Annotated in this window: 23 protein-coding genes; 16 read left to right on the top strand and 7 right to left on the bottom strand. The window is 46.7% G+C overall.

Annotated elements, in window-relative coordinates; all coding sequences use genetic code 11:
- Nucleotides 1-3 precede the first annotated feature (3 nt).
- Both H595_RS0100370 and H595_RS0100375 read right to left on the bottom strand, forming a co-directional pair.
- The gene (locus tag H595_RS0100370) at nucleotides 4-354 is read right to left on the bottom strand and encodes a RidA family protein (RefSeq protein ID WP_027669399.1); all 351 of its coding nucleotides are present in this window, start codon (nucleotides 352-354) and stop codon (nucleotides 4-6) included.
- Nucleotides 355-518: 164 nt separating this feature from the next.
- Nucleotides 519-1,334, bottom strand: coding sequence for a DUF2884 family protein (locus H595_RS0100375; RefSeq protein ID WP_027669400.1), 816 nt, complete (start codon nucleotides 1,332-1,334; stop codon nucleotides 519-521).
- Between the two features lie 297 nt (nucleotides 1,335-1,631).
- Between H595_RS0100375 and H595_RS0100385 the strand changes: the two genes are divergently transcribed.
- The 3 genes from H595_RS0100385 to H595_RS0100395 are packed head-to-tail and all read left to right on the top strand — an operon-like array spanning nucleotide 1,632 to nucleotide 5,921.
- Nucleotides 1,632-3,440, top strand: a complete 1,809-nt coding sequence (locus H595_RS0100385) for an assimilatory sulfite reductase (NADPH) flavoprotein subunit (protein ID WP_027669401.1) — start codon at nucleotides 1,632-1,634, stop codon at nucleotides 3,438-3,440.
- Nucleotides 3,440-5,161 (top strand): assimilatory sulfite reductase (NADPH) hemoprotein subunit, encoded by a 1,722-nt coding sequence (gene cysI / locus H595_RS0100390; RefSeq protein ID WP_027669402.1) that lies wholly within the window; start codon nucleotides 3,440-3,442, stop codon nucleotides 5,159-5,161. Before H595_RS0100385 ends, cysI begins: the two co-directional genes overlap by 1 nt.
- Entirely contained in the window at nucleotides 5,145-5,921 is a 777-nt protein-coding gene (locus tag H595_RS0100395; RefSeq protein WP_051219678.1) for a phosphoadenylyl-sulfate reductase, read from the top strand. The genes cysI and H595_RS0100395 overlap by 17 nt, the downstream gene beginning before the upstream one ends.
- A gap of 54 nt (nucleotides 5,922-5,975) precedes the next feature.
- On the opposite strand, the gene H595_RS21385 is transcribed toward H595_RS0100395, so the two are convergent.
- Nucleotides 5,976-7,370, bottom strand: coding sequence for a DUF2867 domain-containing protein (locus H595_RS21385; protein ID WP_051219679.1), 1,395 nt, complete (start codon nucleotides 7,368-7,370; stop codon nucleotides 5,976-5,978).
- Nucleotides 7,371-7,483: 113 nt separating this feature from the next.
- Between H595_RS21385 and H595_RS0100405 the strand changes: the two genes are divergently transcribed.
- Nucleotides 7,484-7,816, top strand: coding sequence for a metalloregulator ArsR/SmtB family transcription factor (locus tag H595_RS0100405; protein WP_027669404.1), 333 nt, complete (start codon nucleotides 7,484-7,486; stop codon nucleotides 7,814-7,816).
- A 90-nt stretch (nucleotides 7,817-7,906) separates the two neighbouring features.
- Here H595_RS0100405 and H595_RS0100410 read toward each other — a convergent pair whose 3' ends face one another.
- Nucleotides 7,907-8,899, bottom strand: coding sequence for a glycosyltransferase family protein (locus tag H595_RS0100410; protein WP_169338529.1), 993 nt, complete (start codon nucleotides 8,897-8,899; stop codon nucleotides 7,907-7,909).
- Between the two features lie 450 nt (nucleotides 8,900-9,349).
- Here H595_RS0100410 and ahpC point away from each other — a divergent pair, with 450 nt between their 5' ends.
- The 9 genes from ahpC to rsuA all read left to right on the top strand — a co-directional run bounded on the left by ahpC (nucleotide 9,350) and on the right by rsuA (nucleotide 19,516).
- The gene (gene ahpC / locus H595_RS0100415) at nucleotides 9,350-9,916 is read left to right on the top strand and encodes an alkyl hydroperoxide reductase subunit C (protein WP_027669406.1); all 567 of its coding nucleotides are present in this window, start codon (nucleotides 9,350-9,352) and stop codon (nucleotides 9,914-9,916) included.
- 180 nt (nucleotides 9,917-10,096) lie between these two features.
- Nucleotides 10,097-11,641 (top strand): alkyl hydroperoxide reductase subunit F, encoded by a 1,545-nt coding sequence (gene ahpF / locus H595_RS0100420; RefSeq protein WP_027669407.1) that lies wholly within the window; start codon nucleotides 10,097-10,099, stop codon nucleotides 11,639-11,641.
- A gap of 238 nt (nucleotides 11,642-11,879) precedes the next feature.
- Nucleotides 11,880-13,301, top strand: a complete 1,422-nt coding sequence (cysG, locus tag H595_RS0100425) for a siroheme synthase CysG (RefSeq protein ID WP_027669408.1) — start codon at nucleotides 11,880-11,882, stop codon at nucleotides 13,299-13,301.
- 10 nt (nucleotides 13,302-13,311) lie between these two features.
- Entirely contained in the window at nucleotides 13,312-14,223 is a 912-nt protein-coding gene (gene cysD, locus H595_RS0100430) for a sulfate adenylyltransferase subunit CysD (RefSeq protein ID WP_027669409.1), read from the top strand.
- Entirely contained in the window at nucleotides 14,223-15,662 is a 1,440-nt protein-coding gene (gene cysN / locus H595_RS0100435) for a sulfate adenylyltransferase subunit CysN (protein ID WP_027669410.1), read from the top strand. The genes cysD and cysN overlap by 1 nt, the downstream gene beginning before the upstream one ends.
- On the top strand, nucleotides 15,662-17,386 hold the full coding sequence (locus H595_RS0100440; protein WP_027669411.1) for an SLC13 family permease: 1,725 nt from the start codon (nucleotides 15,662-15,664) through the stop codon (nucleotides 17,384-17,386). The genes cysN and H595_RS0100440 overlap by 1 nt, the downstream gene beginning before the upstream one ends.
- 7 nt (nucleotides 17,387-17,393) lie before the next feature.
- On the top strand, nucleotides 17,394-17,993 hold the full coding sequence (gene cysC / locus H595_RS0100445; protein WP_027669412.1) for an adenylyl-sulfate kinase: 600 nt from the start codon (nucleotides 17,394-17,396) through the stop codon (nucleotides 17,991-17,993).
- The gene (gene cysQ, locus H595_RS0100450; protein ID WP_027669413.1) at nucleotides 17,994-18,755 is read left to right on the top strand and encodes a 3'(2'),5'-bisphosphate nucleotidase CysQ; all 762 of its coding nucleotides are present in this window, start codon (nucleotides 17,994-17,996) and stop codon (nucleotides 18,753-18,755) included.
- A 68-nt stretch (nucleotides 18,756-18,823) separates the two neighbouring features.
- Complete coding sequence (gene rsuA / locus H595_RS0100455; protein WP_027669414.1) at nucleotides 18,824-19,516, top strand: 16S rRNA pseudouridine(516) synthase RsuA; 693 nt, start codon at nucleotides 18,824-18,826, stop codon at nucleotides 19,514-19,516.
- Here the strand turns inward: rsuA and H595_RS0100460 are convergent.
- Nucleotides 19,513-21,312: a lipoprotein N-acyltransferase Lnb domain-containing protein gene (locus H595_RS0100460; protein ID WP_027669415.1), complete on the bottom strand. Its 1,800-nt coding sequence runs from the start codon at nucleotides 21,310-21,312 to the stop codon at nucleotides 19,513-19,515. The genes rsuA and H595_RS0100460 overlap by 4 nt on opposite strands.
- Nucleotides 21,313-21,321: 9 nt before the next feature.
- On the bottom strand, nucleotides 21,322-21,690 hold the full coding sequence (locus H595_RS0100465) for a hypothetical protein (RefSeq protein WP_027669416.1): 369 nt from the start codon (nucleotides 21,688-21,690) through the stop codon (nucleotides 21,322-21,324).
- A gap of 533 nt (nucleotides 21,691-22,223) precedes the next feature.
- Here H595_RS0100465 and H595_RS24510 point away from each other — a divergent pair.
- The 3 genes from H595_RS24510 to H595_RS0100490 all read left to right on the top strand — a co-directional run bounded on the left by H595_RS24510 (nucleotide 22,224) and on the right by H595_RS0100490 (nucleotide 24,194).
- On the top strand, nucleotides 22,224-23,027 hold the full coding sequence (locus H595_RS24510) for a CsgG/HfaB family protein (RefSeq protein ID WP_240474800.1): 804 nt from the start codon (nucleotides 22,224-22,226) through the stop codon (nucleotides 23,025-23,027).
- Nucleotides 23,028-23,201: 174 nt separating this feature from the next.
- Nucleotides 23,202-23,840, top strand: a complete 639-nt coding sequence (locus H595_RS0100480; protein WP_037053267.1) for an START domain-containing protein — start codon at nucleotides 23,202-23,204, stop codon at nucleotides 23,838-23,840.
- 111 nt (nucleotides 23,841-23,951) lie between these two features.
- Nucleotides 23,952-24,194: a GlsB/YeaQ/YmgE family stress response membrane protein gene (locus H595_RS0100490; RefSeq protein WP_027669419.1), complete on the top strand. Its 243-nt coding sequence runs from the start codon at nucleotides 23,952-23,954 to the stop codon at nucleotides 24,192-24,194.
- A 4-nt stretch (nucleotides 24,195-24,198) separates the two neighbouring features.
- On the opposite strand, the gene H595_RS0100495 is transcribed toward H595_RS0100490, so the two are convergent.
- The gene (locus H595_RS0100495) at nucleotides 24,199-24,441 is read right to left on the bottom strand and encodes a DUF1289 domain-containing protein (protein WP_027669420.1); all 243 of its coding nucleotides are present in this window, start codon (nucleotides 24,439-24,441) and stop codon (nucleotides 24,199-24,201) included.
- Between the last annotated feature and the right edge of the window lie 203 nt (nucleotides 24,442-24,644).

Genomic DNA, 24,644 nt, shown 5'->3' on the forward strand with positions numbered 1-24,644 from the left:
CGGCTAGTTTTGGGCTGCCACTATCTTAATTTCAATTTTCCAGCTTGGGTCTGCCAGCGCGGCTTGCACGGTCGCGCGGGCAGGTGCACAACCGGCAGCTACCCAATTGTCCCATGCTAAATTCATCGCTGGGTAGTCTGCCATATCGGCTAGATAAATAGTGGCATCTACCAATTTAGTTTTATCGCTACCACACTGCGCCAGCAATGCATCAACTTGCGCCAATACATTTTCAGTTTGTAAGGTAGCGTCGGCACTGGTTGTTTCTGGCACCATACCGGCACAAAATATTAAGCCGTTAACAATCACGGCTTCGGAATAACGGGCTGCGGGAAGAATGCGTTGAAGTGTCATGTTTTACTCCTAACTAAGATCGTCTCAGGCTAACCTGAAGTAACGTCAATAACCAGTCGGAGCAGTGTAGCTTGGTTTAAAATGAAGATGAAAAAAGACACGCTGTTGGGATGAAAACAGCGTGCCAAAAGTGGTGGAAAACCACCGGTCCTTGGAGATGAAACTCAGTTAAATAAATAATAAGCCGTTTGTTTACCCGAACTAAAATCAATTAAATCATACTGTTGCATTTGTGGAATAGCTTTGTGGATCTGGCTTTCAATGGCATCTAACTGCTCCAGGTTGGCGCACATCGCCTCACCGCGTTGCTCAAGCAGCTGGCTTTTCACTTCCATACGTTCAGATAAATCATCGCCAAAGCGTTCCATCCGCTCGCCAAAGGCTTCCATACGTTGCTCAAAGTTACCCTCACCACTGCTGATTGCTTTACCTACCAGCATCAGAATACTGCCCATTGAACTGGTTACAGCTTCTTCAATTGCCTGCTCAAACTCTTCGCCAAAGGCATTGTCGATACTGTCAAAGCGGCTACCGTAAATATCAATGGTGTCACCGTGGCGCACCACGATGCTTTCGGTACCGGTTTTAATTTTTTCCAGGGCGTTTTGCAACGCTGGATGGCTATCTAAAGAATCGCCGGTAAGTTCAGTTAGCACAGAATTTACGGCATCAGCTGCCAGCACCAAGGCATCTTCTACCAACGCCACTGTTTCCAACGTTTGCTGGCGGATACCTGCCTGATAGTCACGTAACAAACGCTGAGTCGCACGGTCTGTATTAACCGCTTTACCATCCAGCCATAATTCACCGTCACTATTGATACGCCACCGTTCAGTGCCGGCATCAGTCATTTTGACCTGCTCACTGCTAATAGACATGTCTTTATCAAAGTTAACGTTGCAGCTGTGTTGTTCATGCGCCATAACAGCACCGCTGATACTGGTTAAAGCGAAACCGGTCGCAATAAGTAATGTTTTCATGTTGTCTATCCTTCAGGCTTATGGCCGTTGCTAAGTACAGCTTTGCTATTACAAATTTGATGCCAAAATTTAAGTTATTGTTATTTATCTATAAAAACAAAAACGGCTAAGGTTGGCCTTAATGCAGTTCGCAATATTCACTATTTTTTAGTCATTTACGCCTATATAAAAAGTGTTATTTATTAACGCCAACAGGGGTTTTAATTACTTATTGGAATAATGAAGAGAGATCCATTCTTTTACTGGTATACATATAGACGGCTAAAATGTTAGCAATATTAGTGTGCAGGGTATTTTATGCTTTTATCTTCATTAGTGGCTCAGGCCAGTCCTTTGTCTGAGCAGCAGGTAAGCCAACTGCAGGGTTTGGTCAGTCAGTTAAACCCGATTCAACAAGCCTGGGTTAGTGGCTATCTGGCAGCTAGCGCTCAGCTTGCTGGTCAGGGTGCTGGCGCACCAGTGCAAGCGGCGGCCAGTGCTAACCTGACGATTTTGTTTGGTTCACAAACCGGTAATGCGCGTCATGTAGCAGAAGCTATTGCCAAACAAGCACAAGGCAAGGGCATCGTCGCTAATGTCGTTGATATGGCGGATTATAAAACCACCCAGCTAAAGAACGAACAGTATCTGGTTATCGTGACTTCAACCTATGGCGAAGGTGAACCACCGGAAAATGCCATCGGTTTGCACAATTTCTTATTTAGCAAAAAAGCGCCCAAGCTTACCGGCTTAAAATATGCCGTGCTGGGGCTGGGTGACACCAGTTATGAGTTTTTCTGTAAAACAGCACAAGATTTTGACCAACGCTTAGCTGAACTTGGCGCGACATCGGTGCATGCGCGAGCAGATTTAGATGTTGATTATCAGGCACAAGCTGATAGCTGGAGTAACGAGGTTATTGCAAAGCTGGAGCCAGAGTTAACAGCGACTACCGCACCATCTGCTCAGGTTATTGCCTGGCCGGGAAGTGATACCACCGTAGGTACTGCCAGCCAGTACAGTAAGCAAGCGCCTTTTGCTGCTGAACTGTATACCAACCAGAAAATTACCGGCCGCGATTCAGCTAAAGACGTGCGTCATATTGAAATTTCACTGGCGGGCTCAGGTTTAACTTATCAGCCGGGTGATGCCTTAGGTGTGTATTTCAGCAATGACCCGGCACTGGTCCGTGAACTGCTATTATTAACCGCTATTGCCCGCGATACGCCAGTGCAACTGGGCGGCGAAACCTTAACCGTAGAGCAGGCTTTAACAGAGCAGCTGGAGCTTACTCAGTCGTATCCGGCATTTGTCGAAAAATACGCTAGCGCAACCAACAACGCCACACTTAGCAAGCTGGCTGCTGACAAAGCTGAACTGCGCACTTATATCGGCGAACGACAAATTGTCGATATTGTCCGCGATTATCCGGGTTTACTCAGTGCACAGCAATTAGTTGATGCGCTGCGCAAACAACAGCCACGGCTATACTCTATAGCCTCGTCCCAGGCCGAAGTTGAAGATGAAGTGCATTTAACCGTTGCTGTTGTGCGCTACGATGCCTATGGCACAGGGCATTTAGGTGGTGCATCTGGCTTCTTAGCAGAACGCTTAGCCGAAGGCGACAAAGTGAAGGTGTTTGTTGAGCACAATAATAATTTCCGCCTGCCGGCAAGTAATGACACGCCAGTAATTATGATAGGCCCGGGCACAGGTATCGCCCCGTTTCGGGCATTTTTGCAACAGCGCGATGCTAGTGGTGCTCAGGGTAAAAACTGGCTGTTTTTTGGTAACCCGCACTTTACCCAGGATTTTTTGTACCAGTTAGAGCTGCAAAATTACTTAAAACGCGGTGTACTGAGCAAACTGGATGTCGCCTTTAGCCGTGATCAGGCAGCAAAGGTGTATGTACAAGACAAGTTACGTAAAAATGGTGCCGAAATATGGCAATGGCTGCAGCAAGGTGCACACCTGTATATTTGTGGTGACGCCAACAAGATGGCAAAGGATGTTCAGCAAGCACTGCTTGATATCGTGCAGCAATACGGCAACCACACAGCAGAGCAGGCGCAAAAGTATTTAGATGAGCTGCGCATTGCAAAACGTTTTCAGAAGGACGTGTATTAATGAGTCAGTATCCAATTAATCCAGATTTAGTGGCACCGGGTGCACTGTCGGATAACGAACGCTTAAAAGCCGACAGCGACCACCTGCGCGGCACCATTACCACGGATCTGCAGGATGAGATTACCGGTGGTTTTACCGGCGATAACTTTATGTTAATTCGCTTCCATGGCATGTATCAGCAAGACGACCGTGATATTCGCGCAGAGCGCACGGCACAAAAGCTAGAGCCCCTGCACAACGTGATGCTACGCGCCCGTATGCCGGGCGGCATTATTACGCCACAGCAATGGCTGGCGATAGACAAATTTGCCGCCGACAACACCATGTATGGCAGTATCCGTTTAACTACACGCCAGACTTTTCAGTTTCATGGTGTGTTAAAGCCGCATGTCAAACCCATGCATCAGTTTTTGCATAGTATCGGCATTGACTCTATCGCCACCGCTGGTGACGTAAACCGCAACGTGCTGTGTACCTCAAACCCGGTAGAGTCAGAGCTGCATCAGCAAGCCTATGAATGGGCGGCAAAAATCAGCGAGCATTTATTGCCGAAAACGCGTGCCTATGCCGAAATCTGGCTGGATGACGAAAAAATTGAAACGACCGAAGTAGAACCGATTTTAGGCGATAACTACCTGCCGCGTAAGTTTAAAACTGCGGTAGTGATACCACCGCATAATGATATTGATGTGCATGCCAACGATTTAAGCTTCGTTGCTGTGGCCGAAAACGGCAAGCTAGTTGGTTTTAACGTATTGGTTGGTGCAGGCTTAGCCATGACCTGGGGCGATACTGCTACCTACCCGCGTATGGCTGACGATTTAGGCTATGTATCACTTGAGCACACATTAAAAGTGGCTGAACATGTGGTTACCGTGCAACGTGATTATGGCAACCGCTCAAATCGCAAAAATGCAAAAACCAAATACACTATCGACCGCATTGGCATCGACGCCTTTCGTGCTGAAGTTGAAGCGCGCACTGGCGTGGCCTTTGAGCCAGTCAAACCCTATAACTTTACCAGCCGGGGCGATCGTATTGGCTGGGTAAAGGGTGTCGACGGCAAGCAACATTTAACGCTGTTTATTGAAAATGGCCGCGTGCTGGATTTCCCTAATAAACCGTTAAAAACCGGTTTAGCAAAAATTGCCGCCATCCATCAGGGTGACTTACGCATGACGGCAAACCAAAATCTGATTATCGCCGGGGTACCTGCGGCACAAAAAGCCGAAATTGATGCCATTGCCCGTGCCCACGGTTTAATTGATGACAGCCATAGCGAGCAGCGTAAAAACTCTATGGCATGTGTCTCGTTCCCAACTTGTCCATTAGCGATGGCCGAAGCCGAGCGCTATTTACCCGAGCTGGTAACCAAAACCGAAGACTTATTGGCAAAACATAACCTGGCCGATGAGCATATCGTACTGCGTGTGACCGGCTGTCCCAACGGTTGTGGCCGTGCCATGCTAGCCGAAGTAGGTTTAGTTGGCCGTGGGCCAGGTAAATACAACCTGTATTTAGGCGGTAACCGCGAAGGTACCCGTATTCCACGTCTGTTGCTGGATAACGTCGGCGAAGCCGATATCCTTGGCACACTGGATGGCCTTATCGGCCGCTGGGCCGCTGAGCGCAGCAATAGCAGCGAGGGCTTTGGTGATTTCGTCATAAGGGCTGGCGTAATAGCGCCGGTAGTGGTACCAAAAGATGACTTCCACAGCTAAACAGGTTAGTGCGGTGACAAGCGCAAGCAAGTTTCGTAGCATTCTTAAGCAAGATGCCGCCACGCAGCAAGCGTGGCTGGTTGAGGCCAATCAGCTGCTAGCGGGTTTCACAGCTGCAGAACGTGTACGCTGGGCACTGGACAATCTGCCAGCAAGCCCAATACTCAGCTCCAGCTTTGGCATTCAGGCCGCAGTAATGCTGCATTTGGTGACACAGCAACAGCCCGATATGCCGGTGGTATTAACCGACACCGGTTATTTATTTCCGGAAACCTATCAGTTTGTAGACCAGTTAACTGAGCAGCTGTCACTAAATTTGAAAGTGTATCGCGCCACCCTAAGCCCTGCCTGGCAAGAGGCGCGGTTTGGGCAGCTTTGGCAGACACCTGAAGGCATTAAGCAATATAATCAGCTAAATAAAGTAGAGCCGATGCAGCGTGCGCTGGCAGAACTCAATGTTGGCAGCTGGTTTACCGGTTTACGTCGCAGCCAAAGCAGTACCCGGGCAGAAAAAGCAGTACTGGAGATAAGCCGCGGCGTGGTAAAAATACAGCCAATTATTGATTGGACAAACAAAGACGTTTTTTACTACTTAAAAGAGCACGGCTTAAGCTACCACCCCTTGTGGGAGCAAGGCTATGTATCAGTGGGTGATACGCACTCTACCCGCAAGCTGGAACTCGGTATGAGTGAAGAAGACACCCGCTTTAACGGCTTTGGCCGTGAATGCGGCCTGCATATGGATGGCGATGGCATTTGAAACTGGCTTGCCCGATTAAATAGCAGGAATGCCACTGCCGTTTAACCGGAGGTTTTAGGCCGCTTCCACCATAGTACCAGGCCTGGCAACTGTCACTGATATCACTGCATGCTGCAGCATGGTGGGCACAATATACTGCAGATGCACATATTTAATTAACCTCAAATACCACCTGCCCAAAGCATTATTACATTTAACTTTGGTTGCCAGACTAACCCGAATAAAGCCATTTTTTTGGTCTTGTACTGCAACCGATGAACGAAACCGCAGATGCTTGTCATCCGCACCAAGAATAACCTCTGCCGTATTGCTTTGTTGATCACAGTGTTGCTGTAAAACAGCAAAACGTTTCGCGAAAAGCTGCGCTGGCGCATCAGACAATAGCGACGATACCGGGCAACCCAGCGGCGACGTCCTCCAACCAAAAGGCTTAACCAATATATTTCGGGTCATCATAAATGCTGTTACCCCCAAAGCGGGCTGAGTAATAAACGCGTCTAATATATGTTCCAGCAACAACGCGCTATTGGTTGACGGTGCATCACACACTTTTATATCGATGCTAAAACAGTCTTCATGCTCACATTCCTCACGGTAAAATTGTTGTAGTAAAGAATTAGCGGGAGTTGAACGCTTTACGGCTTTAAACGCTTTATTAATACTTAAAAAGCCCCGCCCGGCAAACCGAGTAAAATAACCTTTAAAACTTCCCATAAAGGCTCTGAACCTACTGCAAAAATGCTGTTGTAAAGTATTTGCGGGGGCATTAAATGACAGCGTCGTAGTAGGTACCTGTAACGTAGCTAAGTAGCTGTGTGACACAAGCGCGTTAATCGAATCAGGTAACAGCGTTGTTAAGCTTGGGATACTGGCATCATTTTCAATAATTTTGTTTTGTAGCTCAGTATTTTCGATACCACTTAATTCGTTGCTATGGCAGGAAATAGCAAACAGTGCCGGATGGGCAGTATTTGGCTGTAGCGGTACGAATTGATGCCATACCATCCCGGGGAACCTCACCACAAACAAACAGTCTGGTGGAATATTTACCACATGCATAGCACGGAAAAATGCGCTTGGATCCGCCGTAAATACGGCTTCAGACGCGGTTGAAAAACGCAGTTGTGTGCCTACACTCCCAGACATTGCCGTGAATATGCGATGACCCGCATGACAATGAAATGGGTGCCCTTTAGCACCAACAGAAAACGAATAAAATGACGTTGCATCTCCTTTGTTGAAGTCTGTACCGCCCAGCTTGGCCGAGGGCTCATCTAAGTCATCCACATATTTAGCATGTGCCGTTTGACGTTTGCTACTTAGTTGCACAAGCTGCGTGCCAGCACCAGGCGCTAATTGAGAAAGTAGCACTACCTCTATCGGTAAACGGTCACTACAAGATGTGATAGTGGCGGTTGGGAAGGTATCAGTTGCTTCAATAGTAGACACGTTTATACTCCTTAAGTCATACAATGTTACTCAGCAGCAAAAACAAACTGCTGGTATCAAACTTGGCACACTGTTAGAATATTACACAATTAACTAATTAGCTAAATATATTTATGGAAATTGATTATGTTTTTGAGGCGTTAGCCTCAACACCTCGGCGTAAAATTTTAGCGTACCTGTCTGAGGCTACCCTTACTGCAGGCGAAATCGCAGCGCGCTTTGACATGAGCAAACCGGCGCTGTCAAAACACCTGAAGATACTCGAACAGGCAAAACTGATTAGCAGTGAACGCAAAGGTCAGTTTATTGAATACCGCCTGGCCGATAAGAATATGATGGTCAGCCTGACCAATATGCTGGCAACGTTTTGCCCTGTGGGAAGTGGATTAAAAAAAGAGAGCACGGCAATAGCTCGCAGTAAAGACAAGACCACCAAACAAGAGTGAAGAAGACTGTCGCTTTATCCTTAAGTACAGCCTGCAATTTGACGGTGATGGTATTGTGGCATCACCCGTTTAGTTATTCAGCATGGGCGCTTATTTAACAATATCCATCCAAGAGAAACGGTCACTGGTGCCACGATTGATAATGTCCAACATCATGCCGGTGATGTTATTGCAGTTGTAGTGTTGTAGCACTTTTTGTTGCGCATTTTTTGCAATAGCTTCACGCTCTATCGGATTATTAAGGTAATGCGCTATTAATGAATCAAGTTGATCAATCGTTTGAAAGGAAACAACTTCGTCCGGGCTAAACAATTCTCTTAAACCATCAAACTCATGAGTAAGAAAAAAAGTGCCAAAGCCGGTGTAGTGCGTTAGACGATCACTGGTATATTTATTTATGTGATGAACGGCATTTACCCCAATACCTATTTTTGCGCGTTGAATAACCTCGAAATAGGCGTCGCCACGAACTTTGCGGTGTTTATTTAAGCGTGAAAGTTCTTTTTTTAGTTTTTGCCACAAGGAAAACCTCGCACCGGTAAATTTTTCGGCGCCACCAAAAAAAGTCACATCGGAGCGCTGTTTTAAATAATCAAGAGTGGCCTTACGCTCATCACCCGCAAAACGATACCCGGTGCCCGTAAACAGCACTTCGAGCGACTTTTCTTCGCTGTAGCCAGAAGTGATAAGGTCAGGGTCAAACGGGTTAAACAAATAAGCTGATACGTTTTTAACGCCAAGCAGATGGTATTGCTTTAACGTTTCGCCACCTGAGGTCATAAAAAAATAATCGACATAAGGCAGCAAGGCCGCAAGATAGCCGGGAACCTCGTTGCGAATATCACCATACCACAATGCTATAGGCAGTTTTGCAGCCAGCTTTGCAGCCAGCGTTGGGCTTAACCTTTCTCCTTTGCCTACTAATATCAGATCATATTTTCCAGACATGGCCAGCAGAGCATCATCCGCGCCACTCTGGCCCAGCTGCTTTGCCAGTTGCTTAAAATCGAAAGTGTCAACCGTACAGCCATTGCTGCGAAGTCCTTTAGCAAGCAGAATATCGCCGCCAAGTGCGTGATCCACATATATGCCATAACCGAGTATTTTCATCTATTTTAGTACAATTTTGAATTATGCAACGCAGTATACCGAAAACGCTATTGGCAACAAGAGGGGGCTTGATTAACCTATTTCCTACTGCTCTGCGACGCTGCTTGTGGACTAAAACGATACTCAAGGTCACCATTACTTAACGTTAGTATTTTACCGTCAAGAGTTACTTTAGGCCGGTTTTGCAAAACTGGCTAAATAGCTGTTCACGTTATATGGCAGAAGAGTGGCACGCTATCATAGTGCTGACCAGTTGAGAAACCCGCTAGTCGTCCCTATCTATACCAAGGCTGCGTAAAGTCGATTTCAATCGTAAAAATTGATTAAACCAATTTGTTTTATTCGTTTTGACAAAAGATGCATGCACGTTAAACTGCATAGCGTTGAAACACGAACTGTTAACTAACCTAAAGGAGCAAGACTATGTCTTCTATTATCAATACTAAAGTTAAGCCGTTTAAAGCGACTGCCTTCCATCAGGGTAAATTTGTTCCTGTTTCTGATCAGGATTTAGCCGGCAAATGGGCTGTAGTATGTTTTTACCCAGCCGACTTCACGTTCGTATGTCCAACTGAACTGGGCGATCTGGCTGATTTCTACCCTAAGTTCCAGGAAATCGGTGTTGAAGTTTACTCAGTATCAACTGACACGCATTTTACACATAAAGCGTGGCACGATGCGTCTGATACCATCAAGAAAATTAACTACCCAATGATCGGTGACCCAACAGGCACTATCACTCGAAACTTTGGCGTGATGATTGAAGAAGATGGTCTGGCACTGCGTGGTACTTTCGTGATTAACCCAGAAGGCGAAATCAAAGTTGCTGAAATTCACGACTTAGGTATTGGCCGTAGTGCTGCAGAACTTTTCCGTAAAGTACAGGCTGCACAGTATGTTGCAAACCACGACGGCGAAGTATGTCCAGCTAAATGGACTCCGGGTGAAGCGACATTAGCACCATCACTGGATCTGGTTGGTAAAATCTAACGTTGATGCAAACTGCAGGCAACTGCAGTGCCGGAAGCGGCAAACAGCTCCTCTTTTAAGAAGCTGTTTCCAGCTTCCCCACTGCTAACACCTTTGTTTGCACGGGCTGGTATTACACCAGCCCGACCTTAGCGGCTGACTTTTTTTCGCACTATCTGAATTACGTAAACCGGAGTCATTATGTTAGATACTAACCTGAAGCAACAATTAAAAACCTATCTGCAGAACCTGAAAACGCAGGTTGAACTGGTGGTATCTTTAGACGATAGCGCCAAGGCCGCAGAAGTTAACGCTCTGGCAAGCGACATTGCCGAATTGTCTGATTTAGTGTCATTGCGTCGCGATGACAATGCCCTGAGCCGTAAACCGGCAATGCTGGTGCGCTCGGTCGCTAACGACACCCACATTACCTTTGCCGGTGTTCCGCTGGGCCATGAATTCACCTCTTTAGTACTGGCACTGCTGCACTCTGGTGGCCACCCCATTAAGGTTGAGGCCGACACCATTGAGCAAATTCGTCAGTTACAAGGCAGCTTCGCCTTTGAGACCTATGTGTCATTAAGCTGCCAAACCTGCCCGGAAGTGGTGCAGGCATTAAATATTATGTCGGCAATTAACCCCGGCATTACCAACGTGATGATTGACGGCGCCATGTTTCAGCAAGAAGTCGCCGACAAAAACATTATGGCCGTGCCTTCGGTTTACTTAAATGGTGAGCTGTTCTCACAAGGCGCTATCACGCTGGAAAAAATCATTCAGAAACTGGATGTCAACGCAGAAAAACGCCAGGCCGAAGCGCTGAAAAACAAGGCTGACTTCGATGTATTAGTGGTTGGCGGTGGCCCTGCAGGTGCGGCTGCATCTATTTATGCAGCGCGTAAAGGCTTAAATACCGGCATTGTAGCTGAACGTTTTGGTGGCCAGGTAGCTGATACTGTTGGCATTGAAAACTTTATTTCGGTGCAGTACACCGAAGGGCCAAAATTAGTCAATAGTTTAGAAGCGCATGTGCGTGAGTACAACGTTGATATTATGAATAACCAGCGTGCAGTTAAGCTAAATAAAGCCGGTAAGGTTGAGCTTGAACTGCAAAACGGCGCGGTACTAAAAAGTAAAACCGTGATTTTAAGCCCCGGTGCACGTTGGAGAGAAATGAACGTACCTGGCGAGCAAGAATATCGCGGCAAAGGCGTAGCTTACTGCCCACACTGTGACGGCCCGTTGTTTAAAGGTAAAAAGGTTGCCGTAATAGGTGGCGGTAATTCTGGCATTGAAGCGGCTATCGACTTAGCCGGTATTGTGGAGCACGTTACCGTCTTGGAATTTGCCGCTGAATTACGTGCCGATGCGGTACTGGTGAAAAAAGCCAATTCAATGGGCAATATTACTATTATTACCGAAGCACAAAGCACAGAAGTCACCGGCGATGGTAGCAAAGTAAATGGTATTAACTATACTGACCGTAAGACCGGTAATAAGCACCATATTGAGCTGGCCGGTATTTTTGTTCAAATTGGTTTAGTACCCAACACAGAATGGTTACGCGGTGCTGTAGAGCTATCGCCACGCGGAGAGATCATTGTGGATGAACGCGGCCAAACTTCTGTACCGGGTGTATTTGCCGCTGGTGATGCGACAACCGCACCCTTCAAGCAAATTATTATTGCCATGGGCTCGGGTGCCAATGCCGCGTTAGGCGCTTTTGATTATATGATTCGAAACTAATTACCACGTTACAACGTACAAAATTACAGCGTTTTCATTCTCCACTCTCTGAGTTTTACGGCAACTTCGGTTGCCGTTTTTTTTGCCTCGACTTCAGCATTACTTATTACAATACTGTTATTAATTCCTTTTAGTTATATCTGAGCGTAATTAACTATTTTATAAAAGCCATACGGACGGCTATTCTGCGCATCGTAAACTAACCTTTTAAACCAGCGACCTTATGGCAGGAGCTTGTGTGCAGTACTTACCCCTTTTCGTTAAGCTAACCGATAAACCTGTGCTCATAGTGGGTGGCGGCTCGGTGGCGTTGCGTAAAGCTGGTACCTTGCTTAGCGCAGGCGCCAAGTTGCATGTGGTATCACCGGAGTTTGCACCGGAGTTTATTGCCTGGCAACATGAAGGCAAAGCTGAACTGATTAACGGCTACTTTAAGCCAACAATGTTGGATGGCAAGCTGCTGGTGATTGCCGCTACAGACAATGATGCAGTAAATGCTGCCGTGTATGACGCTGCTACAGCGCGCAATATGTTGGTTAATACTGTTGACGACCAACCCAAATGTGGTTTCATCTTCCCGTCGATTATCGACCGCAGCCCCATTATTATGGCGATTTCCAGCTTTGGTACCGCCCCTGTATTGGCCAGGCGTTTGCGAGAAAAACTTGAAGCATTGCTACCGCATCATCTGGGCCCGTTGGCTCAGTTAGTTGGCCGTTTTCGTGATCAGGTAAAGGCTAAAATTAGTGGCTTTGCTGCACGCAGACAGTTTTGGGAAAAAGTATTTGATTCAGACGTCGTGCGCGATGTGCAAGCCAATCAATTACCACAGGCAGAGCAACGTTTGCTGCAATTACTGGACGAACCGCAGCAACAGGCCGGTGAAGTCTATGTCGTGGGCGCTGGCCCGGGTGATCCGGAATTGCTTACGCTAAAAGCGCTGCAGCTAATGCAGCAAGCTGATGTCGTGGTCTATGACTATCTGGTGTCGCCGCAAATTATGGAGCTAGTGCGCCGCGATGCTGAGCGTATTTGCGTCGGTAAAAAAGCCGGTGATCATTCGGTGCCGCAGCAAGATACAAATCAGTTATTAGTTGATTTAGCATTAGCTGGCAAAAAAGTCTGCCGGTTAAAAGGTGGCGACCCGTTTATTTTTGGTCGGGGTGGTGAAGAAATACAGGCGCTTATTCCGCATAATATTGCCTTTCAGGTAGTACCAGGTGTAACAGCAGCCGCAGGTTGTGCCGCCTATGCCGGTATACCGCTAACCCATCGTGACCATGCGCAAAGTGTGCAATTTATTACCGGGCATTGCCGCCCAGACGGTACTGAGCCAGACTGGCACAGTATGAGCAAAGCAAATCAAACGCTGGTTATCTATATGGGCCTGATGAAGGCAGCACACATTCAACAGCAACTGATAGATGCGGGGCGCAGCGCCAACACACCGGTGGCCATTATTGAAAATGGTACCCGGCGCGAACAACGCATTATTACCGGCACGCTACAGCAATTAGCTGAACTGGTAAGCCAGCATCAGATAAACTCACCAGCACTGTTGGTGATTGGCGAAGTGGTAAGTTTACAACACGATTTACATTGGTTTGGTCAGCGCCCGCAAGTGCCAGTGTTTGGCCAAACCCTGACCCGGATGGAGTGAGGATTAATAGATGTCTGAATTAGCCAGTGCTTTATCGCACTTACAGCAGCTGGAAGCTGAAAGTATTCATATTTTCCGCGAAGTAGCGGCAGAATTTAAAAAGCCCGTCATGCTGTACTCTATCGGCAAAGACTCGTCAGTATTGTTGCATTTGGCGCGTAAAGCCTTTGCACCGGGTAACATTCCCTTTCCGCTGTTACACGTGGATACTAATTGGAAGTTTCGTGAGATGATTGCGTTTCGCGATCGCTTAGCCAAAGAATACAACTTTGAGCTGTTGGTGCACAAAAACCCCGAAGGGTTGGCTATGAACATTAGCCCGTTCGAACATGGTAGTGCTAAACACACTGACATTATGAAAACCCAAAGCTTAAAACAGGCGTTAAATAAATACGGCTTTGACGCGGCTTTTGGCGGCGCACGACGCGACGAAGAAAAGTCCCGGGCTAAAGAGCGGGTGTACTCGTTTCGTGATAAACACCATCGCTGGGATCCGAAAAATCAACGTCCTGAGCTGTGGAACCTATATAACGGTGCCATTAACGAAGGCGAAAGTATAAGGGTGTTTCCGCTGTCTAACTGGACCGAGCTGGATATCTGGTTATACATTTTGCAAGAAAAAATCGACATAGTGCCGCTGTATTTGGCGAAACCTCGCCCGGTAGTAGAACGCAACGGTAGCTTAATCATGGTAGATGACGAGCGTATGCCGCTGGAGCCCGGCGAAACACCCGAGCTTAAATCAGTACGATTTAGAACCTTAGGCTGTTACCCACTTACCGGCGCTATTGAATCTACCGCAGATACCTTAGAAGGCATCGTTGAAGAAATGCTGCGCGCCCGCACATCTGAACGTCAGGGCCGGGTAATTGACCAGGACCAATCTGGAATGGAATTGAAAAAACGCGAGGGCTATTTCTAATGTCATCAGTTAATGTAACCTCGTTAAACGAGCAATTAAACACCTTAGGTATAGTCGGTTATTTGCAGCAGCATCAGGATAAAGGCCTGCTACGGGTGCTTACCTGTGGCAGCGTGGATGACGGTAAAAGCACCTTAATAGGTCGTCTGTTGCACGACAGCCAGCAGTTGTATGATGATCAGCTGGACGCATTGAAGCGCGACCACAAAGGCCGCAACAGCGAAGGCGAATTAGAACTGGCTATGTTGGTAGATGGCTTACAAGCTGAGCGCGAACAAGGTATTACCATTGATGTGGCGTACCGCTACTTCTCTACCACAGAGCGCAAGTTTATTTTGGCCGACACCCCTGGCCATGAACAATATACCCGTAATATGGCCACCGGTGCGTCAACTTCTGACGTGGCTATATTGCTGATAGATGCCCGTTATGGTGTACAAACACAAACCCGCCGTCATAGTTTTATCTGTTCACAACTGGGGATTAAACACCTTATTGTTGCAGTAAACAAAATGGATATCGTCGATTACAGCGAGCTGCGTTACAACGCGATAAAACAAGACGTGCAAGCACTAATGGCGCAGCTACAGGTACCCACCGTAGACGTGGTACCGATCAGTGCGTTAAAAGGCGAAAACATTTTAACCTTGTCCGCAAACATGCCGTGGTACACCGGTACAGCACTGTTGCCGTTACTGGAAACCTTGCCAATACCTTTGCGTGGCGGTGTGGGCACACGCTTCCCGGTGCAATATGTAAACCGGCCCGATCTGGATTTTCGTGGCTTTGCTGGCACCTTAGTCAGTGGTCGCTTAGCCGTAGGGCAAGCCGTAACCGCTTATCCGTCGGGTAAAAAAAGTACCATTAAACAAATTGTTAGCTTTGCTGGCGAACAAGCTGCCGCCATCGCCGGTCAGGCGGTTACCCTTACGCTTAATGATGAAATTGATATCAGCCGTGGCGACTGGCTGGTACCGTCTGATGAAACTGTAACGCTAACTAAGCGGGCACTGGCTTATCTCGTGTGGTTTGATGAGCAACCATTGCAAACCGGACGCTTGTACGACTTAAAGCTGGCCACACGCAAAAGCAGTGTTTGCATTAACCGGTTAAATCATAAGGTAAACGTAAACACCTTGGCGCAAGAAGCGGCTGAACAGGTGACTATGAATGATATCGCTCTGGTCGAGCTGGAATTAACCGAAACCCAGCCGCTGGATACCTTTAAAAACCAGCCTGGTACCGGTAATTTTATTCTTGTTGACCGTTTAACCAATGCCACTGTGGCGGCGGGTTTAGTACAAAATGTACTGGCCGAAGAAAAAGCAGCAAGCGCGGATATCAGCGTGTTTGAGCAAGAACTTAATGCGCTGATCCGTAAGCACTTTCCGCACTGGGGTGCACGTGATGTGCGCGAGCTATTCAAGGGCGATAAGTAATGCACTATCAGCAGTATGGCGTAATCGTTCTACTTCTGGCGCTGGTAGCGGGGCTAATTTTTAGCAAACGCTCCCCGGCACTGTGGTTCGGTGGCGCCTTACTGCTGAGTTATCTGGTAGGCTGGTTGCCACTGGAAAAAGCCCTGCAAAACTTTGCCAATCCATCGCTGGTCACACTGTTATTGCTGTTATTGGTGTCAATTGCGATTGAAAAGTCACAGCTGGTTACCTGGCTTAGCCAAGGTTTTCAGGGTAAACGACTAAGCAGCGTTATCGCGCGTTTAAGCTTGTCTAGTGCGTTGATGTCAGCCTTTATTAATAATACCGCCGTAGTGGCTACGTTAATGTCGTCGCTTCGTCATCATAACCATTTCGCCGCGTCTAAGCTGCTGTTACCGCTGTCTTACAGTGCTATTTTAGGTGGCATGCTTACACTCATTGGTACCTCAACCAACCTTATTGTTAACGGCTTTATTGAGCAAAGCGGCGAGCCGGTATTGGGCTTTTTTGACTTTACTTTATTGGGTGCTTTAGTGTTGGCAGCCGGAATAGTGGTGTTGATTATTGGCAGCCGCTGGCTACCCGATAACCGCCAACAAGACAGCGATGCCACACCATACTACCTGACAGCACACGTGCGCAGCGACAGCCAATTAATTGGTAAAAGTGTTGAGCAAAACCAGCTACGCGAACTGCAGGCGCTGTTTTTAGCTGAAATTCAACGCGGTAAAGAGCGCATTTGCCCGGTTACTCCCGAAACCGTTATTGAAGCTGGCGATGAGCTGCGCTTTGTCGGCGATATCGCTGCGGTAACCCGGCTACAACAATTCCCCGGTTTAGACTTACTACGACAAGACCAACAGCAAGGCGAACTACTTGAAGCAGTACTGAGCTACAGCTCGCGCCTGGTAGGTAAAAGCTTAAAACAACTGCGCTTTCGCCATGAATATGATGCCGTAGTCATTGCCGTCCGTCGTGGCCATGAACGGTTACAAGGGGGCTTGGGCGACTTAGTGCTGCATGCCGGTGATGTGCTGATATTGTCCGTCGGTAAACACTTCCCCGGCCAGCACCAGTTAAACCAGGAATTTGTCTATGTGAATGGTTTAAGTATTGCCCGGCCATTGTCGCAAAAACTGAGTAATTGGGTATTACTGGGCTTTTTAGCGGCGCTGAGTTTATCAATAGTCAATATTGTCCCGCTGATTAAAAGCTTGCCAGTCTTGCTATTAGCCTATGTCGCCATTGGCGCGGTCAATGTCAAAGAGTTAAAAAACCGCTTCCCACTGGAATTGTGGTTAATTGTTGGCTCTGCCATTGGTTTGGCCCAGTTAATGATACAAACCGGCGTGGCCGGCGCTATAGCAGAGGGCTTAATTACCCTGGTTGATGGCAGTGGTGCTTATGGTGCTTTAGTCGCCGTGTTTATTGCTACCTGGCTGTTTACCGAATTAGTAACCAACAATGCGGCAGCAGCGCTGACATTTCCCATAGCCTATGCCATAGCGCAAAGCCTGAGTGTGGATCCGGTACCCTTTTTTATGGCCGTCGCGTTTGGTGCCTCGGCCAGTTTTATTTCACCATTTGGCTATCAAACCAATTTAATGGTGTACTCAGCAGGCAATTATCAGTTAAAAGACTATCTTCGTTTAGGTATACCCATGGCACTAACATACAGCGCGGTAGTGCTGATTTTTTTGCCAATAATTTATCCGTTTAAGTGATACAAAGATGAAAAATAACGATATTAAGTGGCAATCACATGATGTTGACGTAGTAGCAAGAGAAGCGCTATTCGGTCAACAAAGTGCCGTTATCTGGTTCACTGGTTTATCTGGCTCGGGTAAGTCCACTGTCGCTAATGCGCTGGAACAGGCGTTGGCTGAACGCGGTCAATTTACCTACTTGCTAGATGGTGACAATGTGCGCCATGGTTTATGTGCTGATTTAGGTTTTAGTGCCCAGGACAGAACGGAAAACCTGCGACGGGTTGGCGCCGTTGCCGGGCTAATGGTAGACGCGGGCTTACTGGTATTAAGTGCGTTTATCTCGCCCTACCGCCATCAGCGAGAGCTGGTAAAAAGCTTTATTCCAAACGGCAAATTTATTGAAGTACATATAGCTACTCCTCTGGAAGTGTGTGAGCAACGCGATGTGAAAGGCTTATATAAAAAAGCCCGTGCTGGTGAGATCAGCCACTTCACTGGCATTTCTGACCCATACGAAGCGCCAGAGCACGCGGATTTAGTACTAGACACTTCAACGCTATCATTAGAGGACAGTGTGCAACAACTGTTGCAGCTATTAAAGGTAAAAGGGATGATAAGTTAAATGCACTATTTAAACGCCGTTATTGATATTGCCGAACAAGCCGGTAAAGCCATATTGGCGGTTTATCAGCAAGATACCGCCGCGTTTAACATTACCGGCAAAGCTGATGACTCCCCGCTGACTGCCGCCGATTTAGCCGCCCATCAGTTAATTGTAAAAGCGTTAACCGCACTGACACCACATCTGCCCATTTTGTCGGAAGAAGCGGCGGATATTAGCTGGGATATACGTAAAACCTGGCAGCGTTATTGGTTAGTCGACCCGCTGGATGGCACCAAAGAATTTATTAAACGCAATGGCGAATTTACCGTAAATATTGCCCTGATAGACAATGGCGAACCCGTACTGGGGGTTATTCATGCGCCGGTGCTGAATAAAACCTACTACGCTGCCAAAGGCGAAGGCGCTTTTGTCAAAACGCCTGCCGGTGTTAAGGCGGCAAAAGTGAGCACACCTGGTGATGTCATTCGCGTTGTAGGCAGCCGCAGCCACCCAAGCCCCGATTTAGCTGGTTATCTGGCACAATTTGCCCAACACGACATGGTGCCGGTCGGTAGCTCTCTGAAATTCTGTTTAGTAGCAGAAGGTGTTGCCGACGTATACCCACGCTTTGGGCCAACGATGCAATGGGATACCGGTGCCGGCCATATCATTGCCTTGGAAGCCGGTGCCTGCGTAATTTTTGATGGCATAGCCAGTAAAGTGTACCAGCGCGAGCAACTGTTAAATCCACACTTTATGGTGTCGGCGCTTACACCGTGAAACGCCACTGAGTTAGCGACTACGCCGGTAAAATTGGTTACACTAAACGCAATTAATACAGGTGACTTATGCGTTTAGATAAATTTATATGTGATTGCACCGGCTTAACACGTAGCCAGGCAGGCAAAGTGATCCGGCAAAAATTGGTAACCCTTAACGGCGAGCTGGTAAAACAGGCGGCACTTCAGGTAAAAGACAGCGACGTTGTATGCTTGAACGATGAACAACTGCAGCTCATCGGCTTGCGCTACTTTATGCTGCACAAGCCCGATGGCTATATCTGCTCTACGGAAGACCCGGAACACCCCACGGTATTTACCTTGATGGACGAGCCATTAATCGAACGGCTGCATACTGTCGGCCGGCTCGATTTAGACACCACGGGTTTGGTGCTAATTACCGACGATGGCCAATGGTCACATCGTATCAGCAGCCCCAAACATCACGTTGCCAAAACCTACCGGGTTTGGACCGCCGATCCTATTCCAAATAGTGCTATTGAGCAGTTTGCTGAGGGCGTAATGCTGCGCAATGAAAAGAACGCTACTTTACCAGCCCAGCTGGAAATACTCGATGAAACTGAAGCTCTGCTAACCATTCACGAAGGCCGCTATCATCAGGTAAAACGTATGTTTGCTGCCATTGGTAATAAGGTGGTTAAATTGCACCGGGAGAAGATTGGCGGGTTACAACTACCGGATGATTTGGCTGAAGGTGAGTATCGGCAGTTAACAAGTGCACAATTACAGTTTTTGTGTTAGAAATAAAATCGCAGTGTTAACCCACTGCGAATGTCTTTATTACGGCCTGATAATATTTTATCAAACTGCCATATCAGCGCTGCCTCTGACGAGAAAAACCAGCTCTGGGTCCAACTTAGTTTCCCGATGGGTCGGTCCGAACCGAGCTGATTAAAATCGCGCCGGTAAGACAGAAGTGTTTTGTTATTGAAAAGCTGATACATCATCAAGCCAACTTCCGGCCCTGCAGACAGTTGCAAGCCACGATACCAATCTGCAGAAATATTCATCAAACCATACAGGTAAATATCAGCATGTATTTCGGTTGTAAGGCCTAAAGCGCCACTGACACCTGCTGCGAGTTTGTTTTCAAGATTGCTATCAGCCTTGCGTGCTGCACCTAGGCTAAACCTGCCAGACCAGCCGCCGGTGTAGGGATCATATGGTATAAATGATGATACTGAGTAAACAGTTAGCTCCTGAAGGCGGGCATTGCCGGTGCCAGTGTTGTAACTTACGGAAGAAGAAAATAATTGCAGTTCAGATTCACTGAATGCATGTTTATGATTGTCGCTAAGCTTATGTGATGCAGGTAAGTAACTAAGCACGACATCATTATTTTGGATATAGCTGACAGACATTTGCCCGTCAGCCGGCCTTAGCGTAGGGTCTTTAGTATTACTTAATGTCAACTCAGCATTTGCAGCGTCGCGATCGCTGAGGCTAATAAGCATATCTGTTTTAACGGTGTAGTCTGCCGCCGATATAGTACCCTGTTGATAGTTATAATTTAGCAAGGATTGCGCAAACTCTAGTGCTAAAAGTGTTTCTTCCGGGCCTTCTGCTAGTAGCTGGATATAGTCAGAATAATTAAAGTCACGCGCGTACTTTCTGGCGACATCACCGATCAAGGGGCTAATTGTCCTGACCTTCCATTTATCTGAGGGCAGCAGATTGCTGTGGTTAATAACATTAAATTGTTTATTAATTTTTACTACGTCAAGTGGACTTAACCATGATGATGTGACAGTTGCCAGCTCCGGATTAAGTAACGCTAGTAAGTTATTTGTTAGTGTCGCGCAATTAAATGTATGAAAGTAGTAAGAAAGCTCTGTTTGCTTAAGCTCCCACAAGTGTGCCATCAACAATTCCCGTTGACCAGAATTTGTCGCTACCGGGTACTCAAATACATTTCGCTGCTCATTTTTCAGATAAAATTGTAACTGTTCTTTATAGGGTGAAACTATAAGGTGGCCCTGTTTACCTGAAACAATGCTTTGCCAAATTAATAACGCTACGTTAGATAGATCAACATCAGTAAAGAATGTCAAAGCATGCGACACTTCAATACCTTTTTCGTTGTGACCGGAAAATGCAAGAAAAGCATGCCCCATCATACTGGAAGGCTGGGTGATATTTTCAGCTGCATATACCAGCGTTACGCTGTCCGCCGGCATTTTTTTTCGAAAAATATTATAGTCCGCGCACACTTGGGCCGGTAAAAAGGTATCTGTTTGCTGAAGTTGCTGACGTAACCATATATAGCGTGCAGGATATCGGCAAATGTCTGATTGCCACTGTTTAGTTTGTATGTGTTTGTCGTCGAAAAAAGCCGCAACGAAATATTTAAATTCGGCTTCCGCTGACGCTGTACGCATAAAACCGGCGTCAGTAATCAGGCTTTCTCCATGAACATCAAGATGCAACAGTGCCTGCCATTCATGGTGTAGCCATAGCGGTGTAGTGGCGCTAATCGATGGTATTGATAATAAAAAAAAGGCGCATAAGACAGCGCCTCTTAGTTTGCACAGCAACATCACAGAAAGCTAGTTTCCGCAGCTGATAGTAATGTTGTCATCGTATTTCCACATTTTTTCAGTTGCATAGTCGGTAGTTGAACCGAAAGCACCACCTGATAAAATGTTAACAAAAAAAGTAGGTTCAACTTGACGGTTTAACGCCGTTTGGTTTGAACAACCCTCTGCAGTTGTGGTTATAATTTTTGTCTGCTCTTGTGACTTTTTAACTGTAATGATGCCAGGAGCTTGGTATGACTGACCATCAATAGTTATTTCTGCCGATTTACCATTTGAAGTAGCTACATTAATTTTTTGTGTATCTTCGGTCAGAATTGTAGAACAACCTGACATTACAAGAGTAACGCCTAGCGTTAGCGCAACAACAACTTTTTTCATTATTAATTCCTTTTCGTTTTTGCTTTCAAAAGCTGCTGGATTCTATGTGGCATGTACCAAAAAAGCAACATAGATTCATCTGGCTTATAGCAATGACTAATAAGGATAAAAGTTAATTTCTACATACGATTGAGTATCATCATGCTGCTAAGACTGATATTTAATTTTTACTGGCATTTCACAGGAGATAACTTGCAAAAACTACAATGTAGCGCATGCAGTTTGAAGTGGGTCGGCGCTATTTCGTGGCAGGCCAGGCCGACGATTTTAGTTGGTACGAATGGCAACACAGGTTTGGTTCCCACAACAGATGGGATGCACGTTTGAGTTTAAAGAAACAAAAAACGACTGAGCTGGCATTAGCCTTTAGCTGGTACTGGTAAAAACCAAGACATGCAAAACAACCATGAATACCTATTTGCATTACAAACAATATTGTAACCAAGGTGGCCAAAAAGTTTCATTTAGTTATGGAAACTGTGGTTATTTGCATTTACCCTACTACTGATGATTAATTTAGGAGTTTGTGGATAATGGATATGAACCTCTCAAGCGCTTGTAAATTGCTAACACTGCTGGGCATCTTGGGTTTAAGCGCCTGCTCAAGCACTATGCCTAGTATGGGCGGAAGCTCTGGTAATACTATTACCGGTGGTGCCGGCGGTAGTAATGCGGAAGGACAAAATTCTGCTTTAGAAAAATGTGACGCCCCGCTTGGCACTTTATCTGTTTATGAAGATCAAACCGGTGACTGGTGGGATTACTACAACAGAAACTACTCAAGTCTTGGTAGTACGGTTCCCGTTATTCGCACAATGATTCAGCAATCAAACTGTTTTGTTATTGTTGAGCGTGGTGTATCTATGTCTTCAATGAATACCGAACGTGATTTAATGAATTCTGGTGAGCTTCGCGGTGGTAGCGACTTTGGTAAAGGTCAACTTGTCGCCGCGGACTATACTGTTAGCCCGTCTGTTCAGTTTTCAGCAAAAGACACAGGTGGTGTTGGCGGCTTAATTGGCGGCTGGGTTGGCGCTGTTGCCGGTGGTTTAAAAAGCAACGAAGCAGCAACAACATTGCTGTTAATTGATAACCGCTCGGGTGTGCAAGTTTCATCTGCGGTAGGTAATGCCAAAAACTGGGATTACGGTATTTTTGGTGGACTTTTTGCCGGCGGCTTCTTTGGCGCAGGTGGCTATACCAAAACGCCTGAAGGCAAGGTTATTACAGCAGCGTTTGCAGACTCGTACAACAACATGGTTAAAGCTTTACGTAACTATAAAGCACAAAATGTTGAAGGTGGTTTAGGCAAAGGCGGTAAGCTCAAAGTTAATTGATAATACCGAACAACGGCAGTTTCTGTTTAGGCTGCTGTTGTTCTATTTTTGTAGTTTATTCTCTTCTTTACCTTTTTCAGTGCCGCATAATCCGCTAGCGTTGTGACTACACAACGGTGCATTATTGCACACGATGTTTTTGCATATATATTCCCTAATAGAAAAGGCATTGCAATGAAATGGTCGGTTTTACTGGTGCTACTGGTGTTGCTTGGCCCTCATTTCAGCGGTGTTGCGGCTTCTGGCTGGACGATTTATCATAAATCAGATCAACTACTTATAGAGCATCGCGAATCAGAAAATGCTTTATTACAAGTACACGCAACCACCCAGGTACGCTCGTCTATAGGTGCCTTTTTACATTTGCTCGAAGACACTAATAATATTTCAGCCTGGGTAGCCAATAGCGAGCGGGCCATTGTGCTTGCCACGCCGTCATCGAATACCCATCTGGTGCATATTTACTTTGATGCTATTTGGCCGGTGTCACCACGCGACATGATTACGCAGTCTAGCTGGACGCAAGCCCCCCAAAGCAAGGTGCTAACATTGCATATTGAGGACATGGGGCAGCACTTTTCGCCAGAGCCAGGTTATGTGCGGGTAGAGCAGGTGCAAGGACATTGGGAGTTAACACCGCTAGAGGGCGGTGTATTGCTTATTGACTACACCGGTCAGGCAGATCCGGCCGGGAAATTACCACATTTTATAACTGACAAAGTCACATTACGCTCACTGTTAAGCACATTTAGCGACTTGCAGCAGATATTATCAGGCTACCAAAAACCCTACCCAGGTGTACTGGAGTATTAACAGAGTAAAAAATAAATGCATGACCTACGCATTACTTGCCATTAAACGGTTATATGCTTTGTTTAAACCACCAGCAGCCAATGCTGGGCTAACAATAATTGAGGACATAAGATGAATTTTATTCTGTTTTTACTTATCGGCGCCATAGCGGGCTGGCTAGCGGGTAACATCATGAAAGGCCGTGGTTTTGGCATTCTGGGAAACATCATAGTCGGTATAGTCGGCGCGTTTATCGGCGGCTTTTTATTCGGCGCACTAGGTCTGGCGTCTTTTGGTTTGGTTGGTTCACTCATTACTGCCACGGTAGGCGCTGTGGTGCTGCTATTTATTATTGGCTTGGTTAAAAAAGGCTGATAACTCAAAACAAGTCTAAAGACTTGCCGTTAGCTGGCGAGTCATCTTCTTTCTTCGCTTTAGCGTTTAACCGCATTCTACGCTGCGTAAGTAATTTTAAAATATACGCACGTTCCGCAGCCGGTTTAGCATGCCAGTTGAAGCGCTCATCGCGTGAACGCAGGCAGCCCGTGCAGTAACCGCGGCTATTGCTTTGGCACACACCGATGCAGGGATTGGGCAGTTCAAACAGCTCTAACTGATCCACGCGGCTACCTCGCTGGTTGATGAATGACTTAAGTGTACGTCGCCTATCACTTCAGGTGCAAACTATCGAACCGGTTTACACACACCAACACGCCGTAAATACGTCCCTGTAGGCTCGATTCGGCCATCCAGGCCTGCAACGGTTGGTTTAGTGTAAGCCGATTCTCACACCAGTACCGCAGCTTCCCAACTGACTATTTTTTA

It is taken from the genome of Rheinheimera baltica DSM 14885, from assembly GCF_000425345.1.
Taxonomy (GTDB): Bacteria; Pseudomonadota; Gammaproteobacteria; order Enterobacterales; family Alteromonadaceae; genus Alishewanella; species Alishewanella baltica.